Raw genomic sequence first — 17152 nt, forward strand, 5'->3', positions numbered from 1 at the left:
CTTAAGCGACATGATAGAACTGACGCAGGCAAGTCCGTGGCTGCAGCTGCCCATTGTTTTGGTATTTGCGCTGCCCATTGCCATGCTCGTGGCCGTCGGTATCTTGAGGCTGGTGGACTGGCTGGCTGGTGACGTAGAGTAGGAAGCCATGGCTAACCCCGAAGACCTGCGCAAAGAGGACATGAAACTGCCGAAGGCGCGCAGGAAGTATCCCCGTTCCCGCGTCACCCAAGCACTGTGGGTGCTCATCGCACTCGTGCTGGTGATGGGGATTATCGGGCTGTTCTAGCGCTAGCCGCGGCGACCTTGTGGAAGAGGTCGATGTCTTCCAGATTCTCGATGAGGACGGCATTGCCGTTTTTATCGCTCAACGGCACGCACCAGTTCTTGTACTGGTGGGAGTTCGTGCCCGGCTGATTCTGAATGCGGGTATCGCCGACCATGTCCACGAGGTTGGTGCAGGTCAACGCTGAACTGGTTCCGGCGATGAAGCGGGTCAGGGCGATGACTAGGTCGTCGACGTCTCCTCGTTCGTCTCTTCCAAGTCCGTCGAAATCGGTGTCGGCGAGGGGAGTGTCGGCGAAGAATCCATGTTCGCGGGCGGTGTTGAGCACGTGGGATTGCCAGGCGACATCGTGGGCGTCGAGCTCCTCGAGGGAATCATCCACGAGCCCGAGCTGGTAGCGCAGTTCGTTGTGGGCGCCCGAGAGGTAACCGGCGGTCGGTGGGAGATCGTGAGTGCCCACGGAGGAAAGCGCGAGATTGCGGTATTCCTGCGGGTTCATGGGGCGCTGGCCGGTGGGGGAATGCTCGAACCAGATGACGGAGGTGCCCATCACGCCGCGGTCGCGCAGCTCCTCTTGGACCCACGGTTCGAAGGTGCCCAAGTCTTCGCCGACGACGACGGCGTTTGCTCGGTCGGCCTCGAGGGCCAGAATGCCGAGCATGGCCTCGTGGTCGTAGTTCATGTAAGCGCCCTCGGCCGGGGTGCCCATGCGCGGGATCCAGAAGAGGCGGAACAGGCCCAGAATGTGGTCGACGCGGATGCCACCGGAGTGGCGCAGGACTGTCTGGAGCAGTTCGCGCCAGGGAGTATATCCATTCTCTGCCAGCTTGAACGGGTTCCACGGTGGCTGGGACCAATCCTGTCCGTACTGGCTGTACGCGTCAGGCGGGGCGCCGACGGAGGCGTCTTGGACGAGGACACTGCGCAAAGTATGAGCGTCTGATCCGCCGGGGTGAACACCCACTGCGAGATCGGTCATGATGCCGATGGACATGCCGGCGTCGATAGCTGCCTGCTGCGCAGCTTTCCTTTGGTTGTCGGCGACGAACTGGAGCCACATGTAGAAGCGGGGCAGGTCGTCGGAGTCGATGTCGAGTTCCTGTTTTGAGCACCAGCGCGCATAATCGAGTAATCCGGTTCCCTCGAATTCGACGAATTCCTGAAATGCCTCGTGGTCCCCGGACTCTTCGAAAACATAGAAGAGCTCGTTGAGCGCGGCGAGTTTTGCATCGAAAATCGCGTTGCGTTCAATGAATGCGGGCGAGGTGTTGAGGGCCTTGAACTCGGCGGCTAACTCTTCGATGTCTTCGCGGGTGTCATCGTCGAGAAGCTCGTATTCGGGGACATCCTCGACCGAAATGTAGATGGGGTTGATGAAGCGGCGGGATGTGGGCAGGTACGGGGAGTCCTCGATCGGGGGAAGGGGCTGGGCTGCGTGAACGGGGTTGATCAGCAGGAACTCGGCGCCGTTTCGGGCGAGGACTTCTGCGAGCTTTCCAAGATCGTGGAAGTCGCCGATGCCCCAGGAATGCTTCGAGCGCACCGAGTAGAGCTGTGCCATCACGCCGTATGCCGGGTCGTTGAGGAACTCGAGATTGCGGCGGATCATCTGGGGAGTGACCACGAGGGAGCACGTCTCGTCGATTCCATCCGATTTCAAGTGAATAGTGTGCCAGCCGGTCGGCAGGTCGCCGCGGGTGTGGAAGGTGGCTTCGCCCCAACCTTCAGTCGGCGGTGCCCAGTTCTCGTCCTGGTAAGCGGTGGACGTCGTTCCATCCTCCAGAGTGATGGTCACCTCCGCCGGCGCGCCTTCGGGAACGTGGACGTTGAAATAGGTCTCACGGCCCTCACGGGCGATGACCACTGGGGGTAGCGGGCGGGTGTCCCAATGGGTGCGCCACGCGTGGAGGGCTTCGGTGAGCTCTTCGGGCGCGGGGTCGTCGGAAAGCGGAACATCGAGTGCTTTGAGTAGGTGGACGAGGGACTCGCGCGGCGAAGCCACGATCTCGTTGTTCTGGCCTCGGTAGGTCAAACTGAAACCGTAGGCGGTTGCGAGTTGCTCGAGCAGTTCCGTATCAGCCACAACACGTCATTGTGCCAAAGAATGACAACTTCCACAGATTTCCTGGTCAAAAGTGTTGATGCTGGTGAGCGGTGACGCATGGGGCAGTAGTACGGTCAGTGTTAGATAGCCCACACCGAGGGAGGTTTCACCGTGACTGCACAAGAATCCAAAGTCTTCACTAAGCCTGCTGAATTCACGCTGGCGCCGGGAGACAACTGTCTGACCATGATGCTCGCCCAATGCGAGAAGCATCCTGATCAGACCTTCTTCTCCCGCCCGGAGGGGCGCGACTGGGTGCAGGTGACGGGCGAGGAATTTGCCAAGCAGGTCCGCGCTGTCGCCAAAGGTATTGTCGCCAATGGGGTGGAGCAGGGCGACCGCGTCATCCTGATGGCGGACTCCAGCTACGAGTGGGCGCTGCTGGACTACGCCATCTGGGCGGCGGGCGCGGCGAGCGTGCCGGTGTACCCGTCGTCGTCCGAGCACCAGGTGCAGTGGATTGCGGAGGATTCCGGCGCGAAGCTCGTGATCACCGATAGCGAGCGGAACCGTCACCTGTACGACTACCTGATTCTGCGCGAGGACGGCACTCCGCGCCTAGAAGGATCTCCGTCGCAGGTGCAGCGTTCGCTGTCGTTCGCGACGGGTGCTGTCGGCGCTTTGACCACGGACGGCCGTGAGATCGAGGACTCCGTGATCGACGAGCGCATCGCCAATATCAAGCATGATGATTTGGCGTCGCTTGTGTACACCTCGGGCACCACTGGCCGCCCGAAGGGCTGCATCCTCACCCACCTGGTGTGGGCATCGCAGACAAAGGCTCTGCTGACCAACAAGATCGGCCATCTGATCAATGACAAAGACGCGACGCACTACATGACGATTCTTCCGCTGGCGCATGTTTTGGCGCGTTCGGTGGCGCTTGCGAGCGCGATGGGCGGTGCGCACCAGGCGCACTGGTCGGATATGCGCACCCTGACGCTGGCGCTGCAGCGTTTCGAGCCGGAGATGCTGCTCGGCGTTCCGCGCGTGTTCGAGAAGGTGCGCGACGGCGCGTACAACAAGGCCGCGGAAGGTTCTGCATTCAAGGCGAAGACCTTCCTCGAGGCGGAAAAGGTCGCCATCGAGCACTCAAAGGCAATGGACTCGGGGGAGCGTCTTTCGCTTCGTTCCCGTGTGCGCCACAAGATCTTCGACCGCTTGGTGTACAAGCAGTTGCGTGAGGCTGTTGGCGGCAAGGCTCAGCTCGCCATCTCAGGTGGATCCGCGATTTCGACTGATTTGCTCCACTTCTTCCGCGGCATGGGCATTCCGATCTACGAGGGGTATGGCCTCACCGAGACGGCGGCGGCTGCCTGCGTGAACTACCCGGGCGGCACGAAGATCGGCACCGTCGGCAAGCCGAATAACGGCTACTCCGTCAAGATCAACGAGGACGGGGAAATCTGCTTCAAGGGTGACGGTGTGTTCAAGGGCTACTGGAACAACGAGGAAGCCACGAACGAAGCGCTTGTCGACGGCTGGTTTGTGACCGGCGACCTCGGCGAGATCGACGACGAGGGTTATGTGAAGATCACGGGCCGCAAGAAGGACCTGATCGTCACCGCCGGCGGCAAGAATGTCTCGCCTGGGCCGCTGGAAGACATCATGCGTTCCGATCCGTTGATCTCCCAGGCGGTCGTGGTGGGCGACGGCCGGCCGTTTGTCAGTCTCCTGGTCACCATCGACGAGGACGAGCTGCGTCGTTGGCAGGCGGATAACGGTCTGGGAGACCGTCCTCTGAAGGAACTGGTGAAGACGACCGAGCTGCGCGCAGCCGTCCAGAACGTGGTCAACGAGGCGAATAAGACCGTCAGCCACGCCGAGCAGATCAAGAAATTCCGCATTCTCACCCGCGACCTGAGCGAGGAAGAAGGCGAGATCACTCCGACGCTGAAGGTGAAGCGCAAGGTGGTCATGGAGAACTTCGAGAAGCAGATCGAGCGCATGTACCGCTAAAACGCCCACGAGCCTCCTTCGTGGCAAGTACTTTGTAGGCAGAAAGTATTTGCCGTAAAGGAGGCTTTTCGTGACCACATTCACTGTTCCTGCTGGATTTGAGGTTGCTCCCGACGAGAATTGCTACTCGGCACTGGTGGCTACTGCGGAGAAGAGTCCGGATATCGTCCTGTTTTCTCGCCCCGGTGAGCATGATTGGGTCGATGTGACGGCGGCGGAATTCGTCGCGCATGTGCGCCGCGTCGCCAAAGGTCTCATTGGTATTGGGGTGGAGAAAGGCGATCGAATCGCGCTGCTGTCGGGGGCGCGCTATGAATGGGCGGTCATCGATTTCGCCATCATGGCGGCCGGTGCGACAACGGTGGCGATCTACCCAACGAGCTCGCTTGACCAGATCCAGTGGATCGTGGAGGATTCAGGCGCGGTGCTCGCGATCGGGGAAACGCACGAGCACGGCGTGAAATTCGAGCACCTCACCGAGACGGACTTGAAACAGATTCTCCTGTTCAACGAGGACGCGATTGGGTACTTGGAACGCGCCGGGGAAGTGGTCGGCGATGAGATTCTGGACGAGAGAATCAAGAGTATTTCTCATGACGACATCGCGTCGCTGGTGTACACGTCGGGGACGACGGGAAGGTCCAAAGGCTGCATCATCACCCACCTGAATTGGATCTTCCAAGTGCGTGGCCTGCAGCAGCACCCGATCGGAAAGATCGCAGGACCGGGGACGAAGATGGTCACCTATTTGCCGCTCGCGCACGTGATGGCGCGGTCGGTGCACCTGCTCGCGACGATTTCGGGCACGTTGCAGACTCACTGGTCGGATGTGAAGACGATCGCGGCGGAATTCCAGCGCGCGCAGCCGGACGTGGTGTTGGGCGTTCCACGCGTGTACGAGAAGGCACGCAATGCCGCCTACGTGAAGGCATCGGACGGCTCAGCGATCGGTGCACGGATCTTCAAAGAGGCCGAGAAGACTGCCATTGAGTTCTCGAAGGCGATGGAAAAACAGGGGCCGTCGATAAGCTTGAAGCTCAAGCAAAAGCTCTTTGACAAGCTCGTGTACTCGAAAATCCGCGCAGGTCTAGGTGGCAATGTGCAGTACGGAATTTCGGGCGGGTCCGCGTTGGGCGTTCCGCTTGGGCATTTCTTCCGTGGGGCCGGGCTGCCCGTGTATGAAGGGTACGGGCTGACGGAGACTGCGTCGGCGGCCGCCGTGAATTTCGGAAAAGACGCGAAGATCGGGTCCGTGGGCAAGCCGATGTTCGGTTATTCCGCCAAGACGACCGAAGACGGGGAGATCTGTTTTTCGGGCGACGGGATTTTCGTCGGGTACTGGCAGAACGAGAAAGCAACAAAAGAAGCGCTTATCGACGGCTGGTTCCACACCGGCGATCTCGGTGAAATCGACGAGAATGGCTTCATCACCATCACCGGCCGCAAGAAGGACATTCTGGTGACCTCGGGCGGAAAGAATGTCGCACCGCAGCCGCTCGAGGAAATGCTCCGGCAGGACCCGCTGATTTCCCAGGCGGTCGTGGTGGGTGACGGAAAGCCGTTCATCGGCGTGCTGATCGCGCTCGATGAAGATGCGCTGGTGCGCTGGAAAGAGCAGCGAGGGCTGGACATGCCGACGTACAAATTGGCCAAGCTGCCTGAGCTGCGCGGTGAAGTGCAGGATGCGGTGAACCGCGTGAATGCTTCGGTCAGTCGGGCGGAACAGATCAAGAAATTCCGGATTCTTCCCCGCGACCTCACCGAAGAAGACGGCGAGCTCACGGCCACGCTGAAAGTGAAGCGTCCAGTGGTGATGGACCACTTCGCGCACCAGATGCGGAAGCTTTACGGGTAGGTCTCGGCGCGCCGTACAAAACGCTGTGAAGCTGTGGCCTAGAGTCAACGCTCGAACGCCATAATGTGACTCGAATTGAAGGGGGCCAGTGTGCACCGGACTGCCGCGACGCTGCGCCACCGCGAATTGACCCAAGAGGTCTACAACATCGGCGACGAGGTTGCGGAGTACATCGAGCACATTGCTGAGGCCATCGCGGATTACGATGGGGAGCTTACCGACGACTGCCTGGCCGAGTTCTCCGAGATCGTCGACGATGCCCGCACTGATGCTCGCCGCGTGGTCGGCGAGCTGATCGGTCTGCGCCAGGCGCTCGTTTCCGGTGTGAAGGCTGGGTCCATCTCTGCGGCGCTGCCCGCCAATGAGCGGCTGCCGGAGCCGGAGCCACTCGACGCGGTCGGACTGTTCGAGCTGTTTCCGTTGAGCTCGCCTTCCCCGGTGAAAGCGATGACGGAAGTGTGCACCCAAAGGACTGACCTGATCGTGCAGCACCTCGAGGAAGTGGTCGACTACACCCTCGAGCAGACCGACATGGTGGCGCAGAACCTCGCCGCGGTTTCTCTTCCGCACCTGTATGCGCGGGTGGGTGAACTGGTGGAGTCGGCCGTGGACGGCTGGCTCGATGCGGTGGCAGCTGAGCACCCCGGGTTCACCCGGGCGATGCGAGGGTCTAACCCGCCGAAATTCTTGGAGGAGCGTGCCCGCGTGGATGCCATCGTGGCGAAGGTGGCGGCGAAGCGGTCGCGGCGCGGCGCCTAGCGGGTGGATATAGACCGAGTGCTTGCCGGCTCAACCAAATCTGATCTGGGGTTTCTGTGCTTGAGGCGGCAAGAATGTGATCGAAATCCACAGGGATCTTAAAGTGACCTCTATGACCAAAGGATTCGGTGTCTACGTCCACGTTCCGTTCTGTGCGACCCGGTGCGGCTACTGCGATTTCAATACGTACACGCCGAGCGAGACGGAAAGCTCGTATGAGGCCTATCTCGTCGCGCTTGAAAAGGAACTGGAGCTGGCGGCAGAAAAAGTGGGCCGGACGGCGGAAACGGTCTTTGTCGGCGGCGGCACTCCGTCTCTGTTGGGGGCAGATGGTTTGGGACGGATCCTGGCACGGATCAGAAACACCTTCGGGTTGGCCACAGACGCAGAGGTGACCACAGAATCGAACCCGGAATCGACGAGCCCGGCTTATTTCGAGGGACTCAAGGAGGCAGGGTTCAACCGGGTGTCCTTGGGAATGCAGTCGGCGTCGACGCCGGTGTTGAAGGTGCTGGACCGCCAGCACACGCCGGGGCGTGCGGTGGAGGCGGCGAAAGAGGCCAAAAGGGCCGGTTTCGAGCATGTCAATTTGGACCTGATCTACGGCACCCCGACGGAGACGGACGATGATGTGCGAAAATCCCTGGATGCTGTGCTCAGCGCGGAGGTAGACCATGTGTCTGCCTATTCCCTCATCGTGGAGGACGGCACAGCGATGGCGCGGAAGATCAGGAAAGGTCAACTGCCAGCACCGGAAGAAGATGTGTACGCCGACCGGTACGAGATCATCGCGGAGCGCCTCGAAGGGGCTGGATTTGACTGGTACGAGGTGTCGAATTGGGCGAAGCCGGGCGGGGAATGCCGGCACAACCTGCTGTATTGGCAGGGAGGCAATTGGTGGGGCGCAGGTCCTGGAGCGCACGGATATGTCGATCGGTTCCGGTATTTCAATGTGAAGCGGCCGGAGAAATACGAGCAGATGCTCGCCGAGAATGCTTTTCCGATCGACGGCACGGAGACGATTTCGGACGAAGAAGAGCACTTCGAGAAGATCATGCTGGGTCTGCGTCTGAAGGAAGGGATTCCAAGGGAATGGATTGGCGGGGGAGCTCAAGGGGTCGTCGATAAGCATGCGCGCGGTGGTGTGCTCGCGGAAGAAGCGGGACGGATTTTCGCGACCGATGCGGGCAGACTGCTGATCGACGGGGTGATCACGGACATCTTGGCCGCGGAGTAGCGAGGGCGCTACACTCGTGACTTAGCAGTCGAGGAAGGAGAGTGCCAAGTATGGCGGGTGTCGCACGCGAGCGCAGGCAGGCAGTGCTGCGCGCGATCGTTGCGGACTATATCTCCTCCCAGGAACCGGTCGGTTCGAAGCGGCTGGTGGAGCGGCACAAACTCAATGTGTCGTCGGCGACAATCCGCAATGACATGGCGGTGCTGGAAGCGGAGGGCTTCATCGCGCAGCCGCACGCGAGCTCCGGGCGTGTGCCGACGGAGAAGGGCTACAGGGCTTTTGTCGATGCGATCAACGATGTGAAGCCGCTTTCTTTGCCTGAACGACGGGCGATCTCGGAGTTCTTGGAATCGAGCGTCGACTTGGAAGACGTGATGCGCAGGTCGGCGCATCTTTTGGCGCAGCTCACTCACCAGGCGGCGGTGGTGCAGCTGCCGACGTTGGCGGTCTCGCGGGTCAAGCACTGCGAGGTGGTGGCTCTGACGCCGACGCGGCTCCTCCTCGTCCTGATCACCGACAACGGACGCGTGGACCAGAGGAATGTCGAGCTCGCTTCCCCGATCGGCGACGAAGCTCTTGCTCAATTGCGTGACCTGCTCAACCGGGCGCTTGTTGGAAAAACAATGGCGGATGCATCGACCTCCCTGGTGATCCTCGCGAAGGAAGCGCCGAACGATATTGCAGACCCGCTGAACAGGGCGATTTCGGTGCTCATCGACACGCTGGTGGAAAACCCGAGCGACCGAGTGCTCATTGCAGGAGCTGCGAACCTGGTGCCGAAAACTACGGACCTCCTCAGCGTCGTGGAGGCGCTCGAGGAGCAGGTGGTCGTGCTGAAGCTTTTGACCAACTTGCCGGAGCTGGGCAATGTCTCGGTGGTGATCGGCCAGGAGAACGAGGACGAGGAGCTGTCGAAGGCGAGCATCGTGACATCTGGGTACGGCACCTCGGGCGAGACGCTCGGCGGGCTCGGCGTTCTTGGGCCGACGTATATGGATTACCCCGGTACGATGCGTAAAGTCGCTGCCGTGGCGCACTACATCAGCAATATCCTCGGTGAAGAGGGCGGCTGACCATTACCGGACATGTAGACGAAAACAGATTTAGCAACAAAGGATTTTAGATGGCTCGCGATTATTACGGCATTCTCGGAGTGGACCAGGGTGCGACGGACGCGGAGATCAAGAAGGCTTATCGACGTCTCGCGCGCAAGTACCACCCCGATGTGAACGACACGGAAGAAGCCGCGGAGAAATTCCGTGAGATTTCCGTGGCCCAGGAGGTGCTGCTGGACCCGCAAAAGCGAAGCATCGTCGACCGCGGTGGCGATCCCATGGAGCAGGGACGTGCAGCTGGTCCGCAGGGCGGGTTTGGCTTCGGGGATATCTTCGAGGCGTTCTTCGGAGACACTGGCGGCGGTGCTGGACGCGGCCCCAAGTCCCGCGTGCAGCCGGGCAACGATGCGTTGCTGCGGACGACCATTTCGCTGGCGGAAGCCTATTCGGGTACGCGCAAGGACGTGACGGTGGATACGGCGATCCTGTGCGAGCACTGCCACGGAACAGGTTCCGAATCGGAGTCCAAGCCGGTCACCTGCGACGAGTGCGGTGGCCAGGGCCAGGTGCAGCAGGTCCAGCAGTCTTTCCTTGGCAACATCATGACGACGACGTCGTGTCCGAAGTGCTCTGGCTTCGGCGAGATCATCACGGATCCGTGCCAGAAGTGCGGTGGCCAGGGGCGCGTGCGTTCGCGCCGGGATATTTCGGTGAAGATTCCGGCGGGCATCGTCGGTGGCATGCGCATCCGTATGGCAGGCCAGGGCGAGGTCGGGCACGGCGGCGGCCCGGCGGGCGACCTGTACGTCGAGGTGGACACGGAAACGCACCCGGTCTTCGTCCGCGAGGGCGATAATTTGCACCTCAAAGTCAATGTCCCGATGTTCGACGCGGCGCTGGGAACGTCGGTGGAGGTCGAAGATCTCTCTGGTGAGACCACGACGATCGATATTCCGGCAGGCACGCAGCCTGAGGAGGAGATCGTTCTTCGAGGCGAGGGCATGCCGCGGCTGCGCCGGGAGGGCGCTGGCGACATGATCGCGCACGTCCAGGTGGTCATTCCGACTGATTTGAGCAAGGATCAGCGCCACCGCCTCGAGGAGCTGCGCGACGCGCACGATGGGTCAGCATTCGTCGAGGAAGAGGCAGGCCAGGACGAGGGCTTCTTCTCCCGCCTGCGAGACCGGTTCCGCTTCTAATGAGCCTGCCGTATTTCATCGCGGACGACCCGGCCTCGGGAAAGCTTGACGGCGCCGAAGGGCGGCATGCAGTCACGGTCAAACGGATCACGGCCGGCGAGAGCATTGCGCTTATCGACGGCCGGGGGACTGTGGCTGAAGTCGAGGTGACGAATACTTCTGGAAAGGACAAGCTTTTCGGGAGTGTCGTCGAACTGAAAAATGTTTTGAGGCCGAGGCCGGAAGTGATCGTCGTCCAAGCCATCCCGAAATCGGAGCGGGCGGAGCTCGCCGTCGATTTAGCCACGCAGGGCGGGGCAGACGTGATTGTTCCGTGGATCTCGCACCGGACTATCGCGCGGTGGCAGGGCGCGAAGGTGGCCAAGAATGTGGAGAAGTGGCAGTCGACTGCGCGGGAAGCGGCGAAGCAGTCGAGGCGGGCATGGATCCCTAAGGTGCATGAGCCGGTGACGACGAATCAGCTGGCGGAGCTGATTCAGGGAGAAACGGCTCTCGTTCTCCATGAGGATGCGACAAAGGGGATCGGTGAGGTGGATTTTGACGTCGATAAGCTGTTCCTCATTGTCGGCCCTGAGGGCGGAATCGGTGAAGACGAGCTGGAGCTGCTGAATGCTGTGAAAGTGAAGCTGGGGCCGGAAGTGCTGCGCACGGCGTCGGCGGCATTCGCTGGATTGAGTGCCATTGGGGCACTTTCCCGCTGGTAGGGTGAACCGCATGGCAGAACTGGTCTCAAGCTCCTATGAGCTCGACCCTGAATTGGCGCAGTCTGTTTTGGGCGTCACGGACGGGAATCTGCGCACCCTGAACGATCTTTTGGGTGTGGATCTCTTCGCGCGCGGCGGTTCAGTGATGCTGCGCGGCCCGGTAGACAAGGTGGCGCATGCCTCCCGCGTGCTCTCCGAGCTGGAAGCGATGGCGCGCCGCGGCATCGTGATCACGTCTGATGCCGTGACGCACGCAGTGGACATCATGGCAACGGACATGCCTGAATCCGTGGCGGAGATTCTCGGGCAGGAGATCGTCGCGCGCCGCGGGAAGATCATTCGCCCGAAGACGGCTGGGCAGCGAGAGTACGTCGACGCGATCGACGAGAACACGATTGTGTTTGGAATCGGCCCGGCGGGCTCGGGTAAGACATATTTGGCGGTCGCGAAGGCAGTGCAGGCTTTGCAGGCCAAAGAGGTCAAGCGCATCATTCTCACGCGCCCGGCGGTGGAGGCAGGCGAGAAGCTCGGGTTCTTGCCGGGAACCCTGAACGACAAGATCGATCCGTATCTTCGCCCGCTCTACGACGCGCTGCGGGACATGCTCGACCCGGAGATGATTCCGAAGCTGATGGAGGCAGGGATCATTGAAGTTGCTCCGCTCGCCTATATGCGCGGGCGGACGCTGAACGATGCTTTCGTGATTTTGGACGAGGCGCAGAACACGACGCCGGCGCAGATGAAGATGTTCCTGACGCGTTTGGGCTTTGGCTCCAAGATGGTGGTCACGGGTGATATCTCGCAGGTGGACCTGCCACGGGGAGTCGTGTCCGGTTTGAGGGTGGCACGCCGAGTTTTGCGGGATGTCGAAGACATTCACTTCCAGGAATTCAGCGCGAAGGACGTTGTGAGGCACAGGCTGGTCAGCCGGATCGTCGCCGCCTACGACCGGTGTGACGCACAAAATAAGGGAGATGAGCAATGAGCATCGAGGTCCTCAACGAGTCCGGGGAGGCAGACGTCAACGAGGAGATGCTTGTCGACGTCGCCTCGTTCGCCCTGACCGCCATGGATGTCCACCCAGACACCGAGGTGACCATCACCTGCGTGGACACCGACACGATGGCGGATATACACGTGCGCTGGATGGACCTGCCCGGCCCCACCGACGTGATGAGCTTCCCGATGGACGAGCTCACGCCCGGTTCCGGCCGGCCGGATGCAACGCCTGTTGGTCCTTCCATGCTGGGGGACATCATTTTGTGTCCTGCCTACGACCGGAAACAGGCGGATGCGGCTGGGCACTCGCTCGGCCACGAGATGGCGCTGCTGACGGTGCATGGGTGTTTGCACCTGCTCGGATATGACCACGCCACCCCGGCGGACGAGCGGGAAATGTTCGCGTTGCAGAATGAGATTCTCGCTGACTGGTATGACGATCTGTCGGCCCGCGGCATTGAATTCCAGCCGAAGCCGGACGGAAAGCACGCATTCCCGTCGGCGGCGGACCGTGAGGAGCTTGACGGGCTCGTCGAAAAGCGGGGCGAGTAGTGGACCTCTGGGTGACCTACCTGTTGATCTCGCTGGTCTCCCTGCTGGGGGCCGGCGTGATCAAAATGCTCGAGTCCGCGCTGGTGCCCATCTCGAGGGCTCGTGTGGAATCGATGGTCAAAGACGATGTCGGGGGCGCTCCGTCACTTTTGCGTGTCGTCGATGCGCGGCCGAACCACTTGGGTCTGCTCGCGCTGATCCAGACCGTGCTGGATACGTTGGCGGCGGTGTTCGCGCTGCTGGCTGCTTTGGATGCGATTCCATCTCACGGTTGGGCGATCACGGCAGCGATCGTGGCGGTCACGCTCATGCGCTTCGGCGTGATCGGTGTGATCGCGCGGCGTGCCGGCAAGCTGAACCCGTACTCGATCTCTTTGCGGGCGGCGCAGATCCTGACGGTGGTCTATGTCGTGCTGGGGCCGTTGTCGAAGCTGCTGATCTGGATCGGCAACCTGGTCACCCCGGGCGAGGAGGCGCTGGAGAATCCGTACGCCACCGATGTCGAGCTGCGCGAAGCAGTCGATATGGCTCAAGAGCAGGGCGTGGTGGAAACCGTCGAGCACCGCATGATCCAGAATATTTTCGATCTGGCCGACACCCATGCGCGCCAGGTGATGGTGCCACGCCCGGAGATGGTGTGGATCGAGGCGGAGAAGACCGCCGGACAGGCGGCGAACCTGATGATCCGCTCGGGCCATTCGCGCGTTCCGGTGATCGGGGAGAGCGTCGACGACATCGTGGGCGTGATCTACCTGAAGGACATCGTGGAGCGGACCTACAACCGCACCGACGGAGGCAGCGGGGTGAGCGTGTCCGATCTGATGCGCGAGCCGAAATTCGTGCCGGACTCGAAGCCACTGGACGATCTGCTGGCGGAGATGCAAAGAGACCAGACGCATATCGCGGTGCTCGTCGACGAATATGGCGGTATTGCGGGCCTGATGACCATGGAGGACATTCTCGAGGAGATCGTGGGCGAGATCGCCGACGAATACGATGCGGATGAAGAGGCGCCAATCGAATTAGTTCTGGACCGCACCTACCGTGCGCAGGCGCGGTTGCCTCTCGACGACCTCGTTGATTTTCTCGATGACGAGATCGACTACGAGCTCGAATTCGACGAGGAGATCACGGACAACGTCGAGACGGTGGCGGGCTTGCTGTCGTACGAGCTGGGGCGCGTTCCGCTGCCGGGGTCCTATGTGGAAGTCGACGGATTACGCTACACCGCAGAAGGCGGACACGACCGCCGCGGACGCGTGAAGGTGCGCACCGTGCTTATCGACGTACCCGAGCGGACCCTCGTCAAGGACACATTCGGTGACGGTGCACAATAGGTGCATGAAGAACATCCTCTCCATCCGACCGGCTGTTGCCTACGGCGGTGTCGGTGATTACCCGCTGCAGCGGCTCGGGCATGAGGTGTGGCCGGTGCACACGGCGAACCTCTCCAACCCCACTAGCTATGGCGCGTGGAGGGGACCGGTCATTCCGGCTGAGGATATCCGTGAAGTGATCGCCGGCATCAACGACCGCGGGGCGCTCAAAGACGTCGACGTGGTGCTGTCCGGGGATATCGGTAGTGATCTCGTCGACGTGGTCGTGGACACGGTCGCGCAGGTCAAGGAGCTGAACCCGGATGCGGTGTACTGCTGCGGTGCGGTGACGGATACGAAGCTTGCGGCTGTGGCGGATGTCGTCGCGGTGAGCATGGAAGAACTCGACTCGGCTCTGGGCCCGTCGACGATTCTGGCAATGTCGGAGAACGAGATGATCGCGGTAGTCGGTGAGAAAAAGTGGTCGGCGCCGTTAAAGCACGCACGCGACGTCGCATTCGCGCTGTTTGTCGGCCACTATGTCGAATCGTGGGATGCAAGTGTTGCCCTCGAAAAGATGCAGATCGAGGTTGAAGCGCTGTGAATATTCTCTCGATCCAATCGTCAGTCTCTTTCGGCCACGTGGGCAATTCCGGGGCCGTCTTTCCCATGCAGAGGCTCGGCCACGAGGTCTGGCCGGTGCACACCGTCAATTTCTCCAACCACACCGAGTACCCGTCGTGGCGTGGGCCGAAGATCCCGCCGAAGCACGTCGCGGATGTTCTCGACGGGATGAGTTTCGCCTACCCGGATGTCGACATAGTGCTGACGGGGTATTTGGGCTCCTCTTCTCTTGCCTCCGTCATCGTCGAGGCAGTAGAAGAGATCAAGCACGCCAATCCGAATGCGGAATGGGTGTGCGACCCGGTCATCGGTAATGCGAAGGTGGGGTCTTTTGTCGACGACGATATTCCCGGCATTTTCAAAGACGAGATCATTCCGCTCGCCGACGCGATCTGCCCGAACCAGTGGGAGCTAGCGCTGCTCACCGGACAAGAGCTGAGCACGATCGAGGAGACGATTGAGGCAGCGCGCTCCCTGAAGGGGAGGGCCTTGATCACGAGCGTGGACACGGGCGATCCGGACATGATCGGCATGCTCGACATCGATGGTGATTTTGCCTGGTACGTGGAAACGCCACGCATCGGCGGCAATGTCGTCGGTGCGGGAGACCTCGCGGCAGCGATGTACACGGCGCTTATCGACGAAACCCCGAAAGACCGCCTCGAGCACATTGCGAGCTCCTTGTACGGGATGGTCGTGGCAGCGCAGAAGACGACGCGACTGGACAACAGCTTTGCCGGACTGCCATTAGTCGAGCGACAGGACCTCATCGTGGAGCCGGAAGACAGTTTCGTGGCAGTACCATATGCAGGCATGGACCACTTTTCCCAGTTCACCGACACCCCGGAAGACTTTCGCTCCGGATTCGTCAGCTTTGTCGGGCGCCCGAATACCGGTAAGTCGACGCTGACGAATGCGCTGGTGGGTGAGAAGATCGCCATCATGGCGGACCAGCCGGAGACGACGCGCCACCCGATCCGCGGCATCGTGAACCGCGAGGACGCGCAGATCGTCGTGGTGGACACCCCCGGGTTGCACCGCCCCCGCACTCTTTTGGGCGAGCGGCTCAACGAGGTGGTCAAGGACACCTTCGCGGACGTGGACGTCATCGGGATCACTATTCCGGCGAACGAGAAGATCGGCCCCGGCGACCGCTGGATCCTCGACGCGGTGATGAAGACCAAGCCGGACACACCGATCGTGGGCATCGTGACGAAGCTTGATCGAGTTGGGAAAGACCAGGTGGGTGAGCAGCTGGTCCGTTTGCACGAGATGCTGGTCGAAGCGACCGGCAATGAGAATGTCGACGTCGTTCCGGTCTCGGCGACCGAGAATATTCAGTTGGATGTTCTGTTGGATGTGCTCGCAAAGAATCTTCCAGAAGGGCCGCGGTTCTATCCGGAAGGCCACATCACGGACGAGGACATCGAGACCCGAATCGCCGAGCTGATCCGCGAGGAAGCACTGCGAGGGCTGCGCGACGAGCTGCCCCACTCGGTGGCCGTGCAGATCGATGAAATGCTTCCAGAGACAGATGACCGCGGCAACACCAGGACGAAAATCTACGCGGTGTTGTACCTCGAACGCCCAGGCCAGAAGGCGATCATCGAGGGCAGGGACGGCCGGAGATTGAGCGGCATCATCCAGCGCTCGAGGAAGCAGATCATGGATCTGGTGGGCCAGAACGTCTATCTGGATCTGCGCATCAAGGTGCTGAAGAACTGGCAGTCCGACCCGAAGCATTTGGGGCGCCTTGGCTTCTAAACCAAGCTTCCGCGATCGCGCCTTCGTGGTGCGCACCTACGACTTCGGTGAGGCCGACCGCGTCGTGGTGCTGCTGACCAAAGGACATGGTCTCGTCAGAGCTGTCGCCAAAGGCGTGCGGAAAACAAAGAGCCGCTTCGGCTCACGCGTGCAACCCTTCGTTGACATCGACGTGCAGCTGTATCCGGGGCGGAATCTGGCCACCATCACCCAGGCGGACACAGTGGCGTACTACGGGAGTGGCATTATCGACGACTTCGACCGGTATACCTCTGCGTGCGCCGTGATGGAGGCGGCGGAGAAACTCAGCTACGCCGACGAGGCGGACGAGTTCTTGTTCAATGAGGTTGGGAAAGCATTCGAGTCTCTCCAGGACACGCAGTTTCCCGCTTTGGTGCTCGACGCGTTCATCCTGCGGGCGACGGCGCATTCCGGTTGGGGATTGAGCCTGTTCAACTGCGCGCAATGCGGCAGGAGGGGACCGCACCATGCTTTCCACCCGGCCGTGGGCGGGGCGGCCTGCGTGCACTGCCGGCCGCCTGGGTCTTTCGATGTGGAGGAAGACACCCTGCACATCATGTGGTTGCTCACGGAAGGCTATTTCGATGCCGCGCAGGACAAGCTGACGGAGACGACGGCGGCGCAGGTGCACCGCCTCTCTGTCGCTCACCTGCAGTTCAACGTGGAATCGGCCGTTTCGTCGTTGAAGATCATGGAGCAGGCATAATAGACGGGGTGA

The 17152-nt window shown here is 61.1% G+C and carries 16 protein-coding genes; 15 read left to right on the forward strand and 1 reads right to left on the reverse strand.

What is annotated here, in order from left to right; translation table 11 throughout:
- Positions 1–10 precede the first annotated feature (10 nt).
- Positions 11–142: a hypothetical protein gene (locus tag ACUY2Y_RS02190; protein ID WP_448324620.1), complete on the forward strand. Its 132-nt coding sequence runs from the start codon at positions 11–13 to the stop codon at positions 140–142.
- A gap of 6 nt (positions 143–148) precedes the next feature.
- A complete protein-coding gene (locus tag ACUY2Y_RS02195; protein WP_200803293.1) occupies positions 149–289 on the forward strand; it encodes a hypothetical protein in 141 nt (46 codons plus the stop codon).
- Here the strand turns inward: ACUY2Y_RS02195 and ACUY2Y_RS02200 are convergent.
- A complete protein-coding gene (locus ACUY2Y_RS02200) occupies positions 273–2369 on the reverse strand; it encodes a 4-alpha-glucanotransferase (protein WP_448324621.1) in 2097 nt (698 codons plus the stop codon). The genes ACUY2Y_RS02195 and ACUY2Y_RS02200 overlap by 17 nt on opposite strands.
- Before the next feature lie 132 nt (positions 2370–2501).
- Here ACUY2Y_RS02200 and ACUY2Y_RS02205 point away from each other — a divergent pair, with 132 nt between their 5' ends.
- The 13 genes from ACUY2Y_RS02205 to recO all read left to right on the forward strand — a co-directional run bounded on the left by ACUY2Y_RS02205 (position 2502) and on the right by recO (position 17140).
- A complete protein-coding gene (locus tag ACUY2Y_RS02205; protein ID WP_448324622.1) occupies positions 2502–4349 on the forward strand; it encodes an AMP-dependent synthetase/ligase in 1848 nt (615 codons plus the stop codon).
- A gap of 70 nt (positions 4350–4419) precedes the next feature.
- The gene (locus ACUY2Y_RS02210; protein WP_448324623.1) at positions 4420–6204 is read left to right on the forward strand and encodes an AMP-dependent synthetase/ligase; all 1785 of its coding nucleotides are present in this window, start codon (positions 4420–4422) and stop codon (positions 6202–6204) included.
- 90 nt (positions 6205–6294) lie between these two features.
- Positions 6295–6963 (forward strand): hypothetical protein, encoded by a 669-nt coding sequence (locus ACUY2Y_RS02215; protein ID WP_076599563.1) that lies wholly within the window; start codon positions 6295–6297, stop codon positions 6961–6963.
- Between the two features lie 112 nt (positions 6964–7075).
- Positions 7076–8200: a radical SAM family heme chaperone HemW gene (gene hemW / locus ACUY2Y_RS02220; RefSeq protein ID WP_448324624.1), complete on the forward strand. Its 1125-nt coding sequence runs from the start codon at positions 7076–7078 to the stop codon at positions 8198–8200.
- A 50-nt stretch (positions 8201–8250) separates the two neighbouring features.
- The gene (gene hrcA, locus ACUY2Y_RS02225) at positions 8251–9273 is read left to right on the forward strand and encodes a heat-inducible transcriptional repressor HrcA (RefSeq protein WP_448324625.1); all 1023 of its coding nucleotides are present in this window, start codon (positions 8251–8253) and stop codon (positions 9271–9273) included.
- A 50-nt stretch (positions 9274–9323) separates the two neighbouring features.
- Positions 9324–10454 (forward strand): molecular chaperone DnaJ, encoded by a 1131-nt coding sequence (gene dnaJ / locus ACUY2Y_RS02230; RefSeq protein ID WP_259900676.1) that lies wholly within the window; start codon positions 9324–9326, stop codon positions 10452–10454.
- The gene (locus ACUY2Y_RS02235) at positions 10454–11158 is read left to right on the forward strand and encodes a 16S rRNA (uracil(1498)-N(3))-methyltransferase (protein WP_448324626.1); all 705 of its coding nucleotides are present in this window, start codon (positions 10454–10456) and stop codon (positions 11156–11158) included. Before dnaJ ends, ACUY2Y_RS02235 begins: the two co-directional genes overlap by 1 nt.
- A gap of 10 nt (positions 11159–11168) precedes the next feature.
- Positions 11169–12143, forward strand: a complete 975-nt coding sequence (locus ACUY2Y_RS02240; RefSeq protein ID WP_448324627.1) for a PhoH family protein — start codon at positions 11169–11171, stop codon at positions 12141–12143.
- A complete protein-coding gene (gene ybeY / locus ACUY2Y_RS02245; protein WP_448324628.1) occupies positions 12140–12709 on the forward strand; it encodes an rRNA maturation RNase YbeY in 570 nt (189 codons plus the stop codon). The genes ACUY2Y_RS02240 and ybeY overlap by 4 nt, the downstream gene beginning before the upstream one ends.
- Positions 12709–14046, forward strand: coding sequence for a hemolysin family protein (locus ACUY2Y_RS02250; protein ID WP_448324629.1), 1338 nt, complete (start codon positions 12709–12711; stop codon positions 14044–14046). The genes ybeY and ACUY2Y_RS02250 overlap by 1 nt, the downstream gene beginning before the upstream one ends.
- A 4-nt stretch (positions 14047–14050) precedes the next feature.
- The gene (locus ACUY2Y_RS02255; RefSeq protein WP_448324630.1) at positions 14051–14629 is read left to right on the forward strand and encodes a hypothetical protein; all 579 of its coding nucleotides are present in this window, start codon (positions 14051–14053) and stop codon (positions 14627–14629) included.
- A 38-nt stretch (positions 14630–14667) separates the two neighbouring features.
- Positions 14668–16413 (forward strand): GTPase Era, encoded by a 1746-nt coding sequence (gene era / locus ACUY2Y_RS02260; RefSeq protein ID WP_448324708.1) that lies wholly within the window; start codon positions 14668–14670, stop codon positions 16411–16413.
- Positions 16403–17140 (forward strand): DNA repair protein RecO, encoded by a 738-nt coding sequence (recO, locus tag ACUY2Y_RS02265; protein ID WP_448324631.1) that lies wholly within the window; start codon positions 16403–16405, stop codon positions 17138–17140. Before era ends, recO begins: the two co-directional genes overlap by 11 nt.
- Positions 17141–17152: the final 12 nt, after the last annotated feature.

It is taken from the genome of Corynebacterium sp. 20-84, from assembly GCF_053479455.1.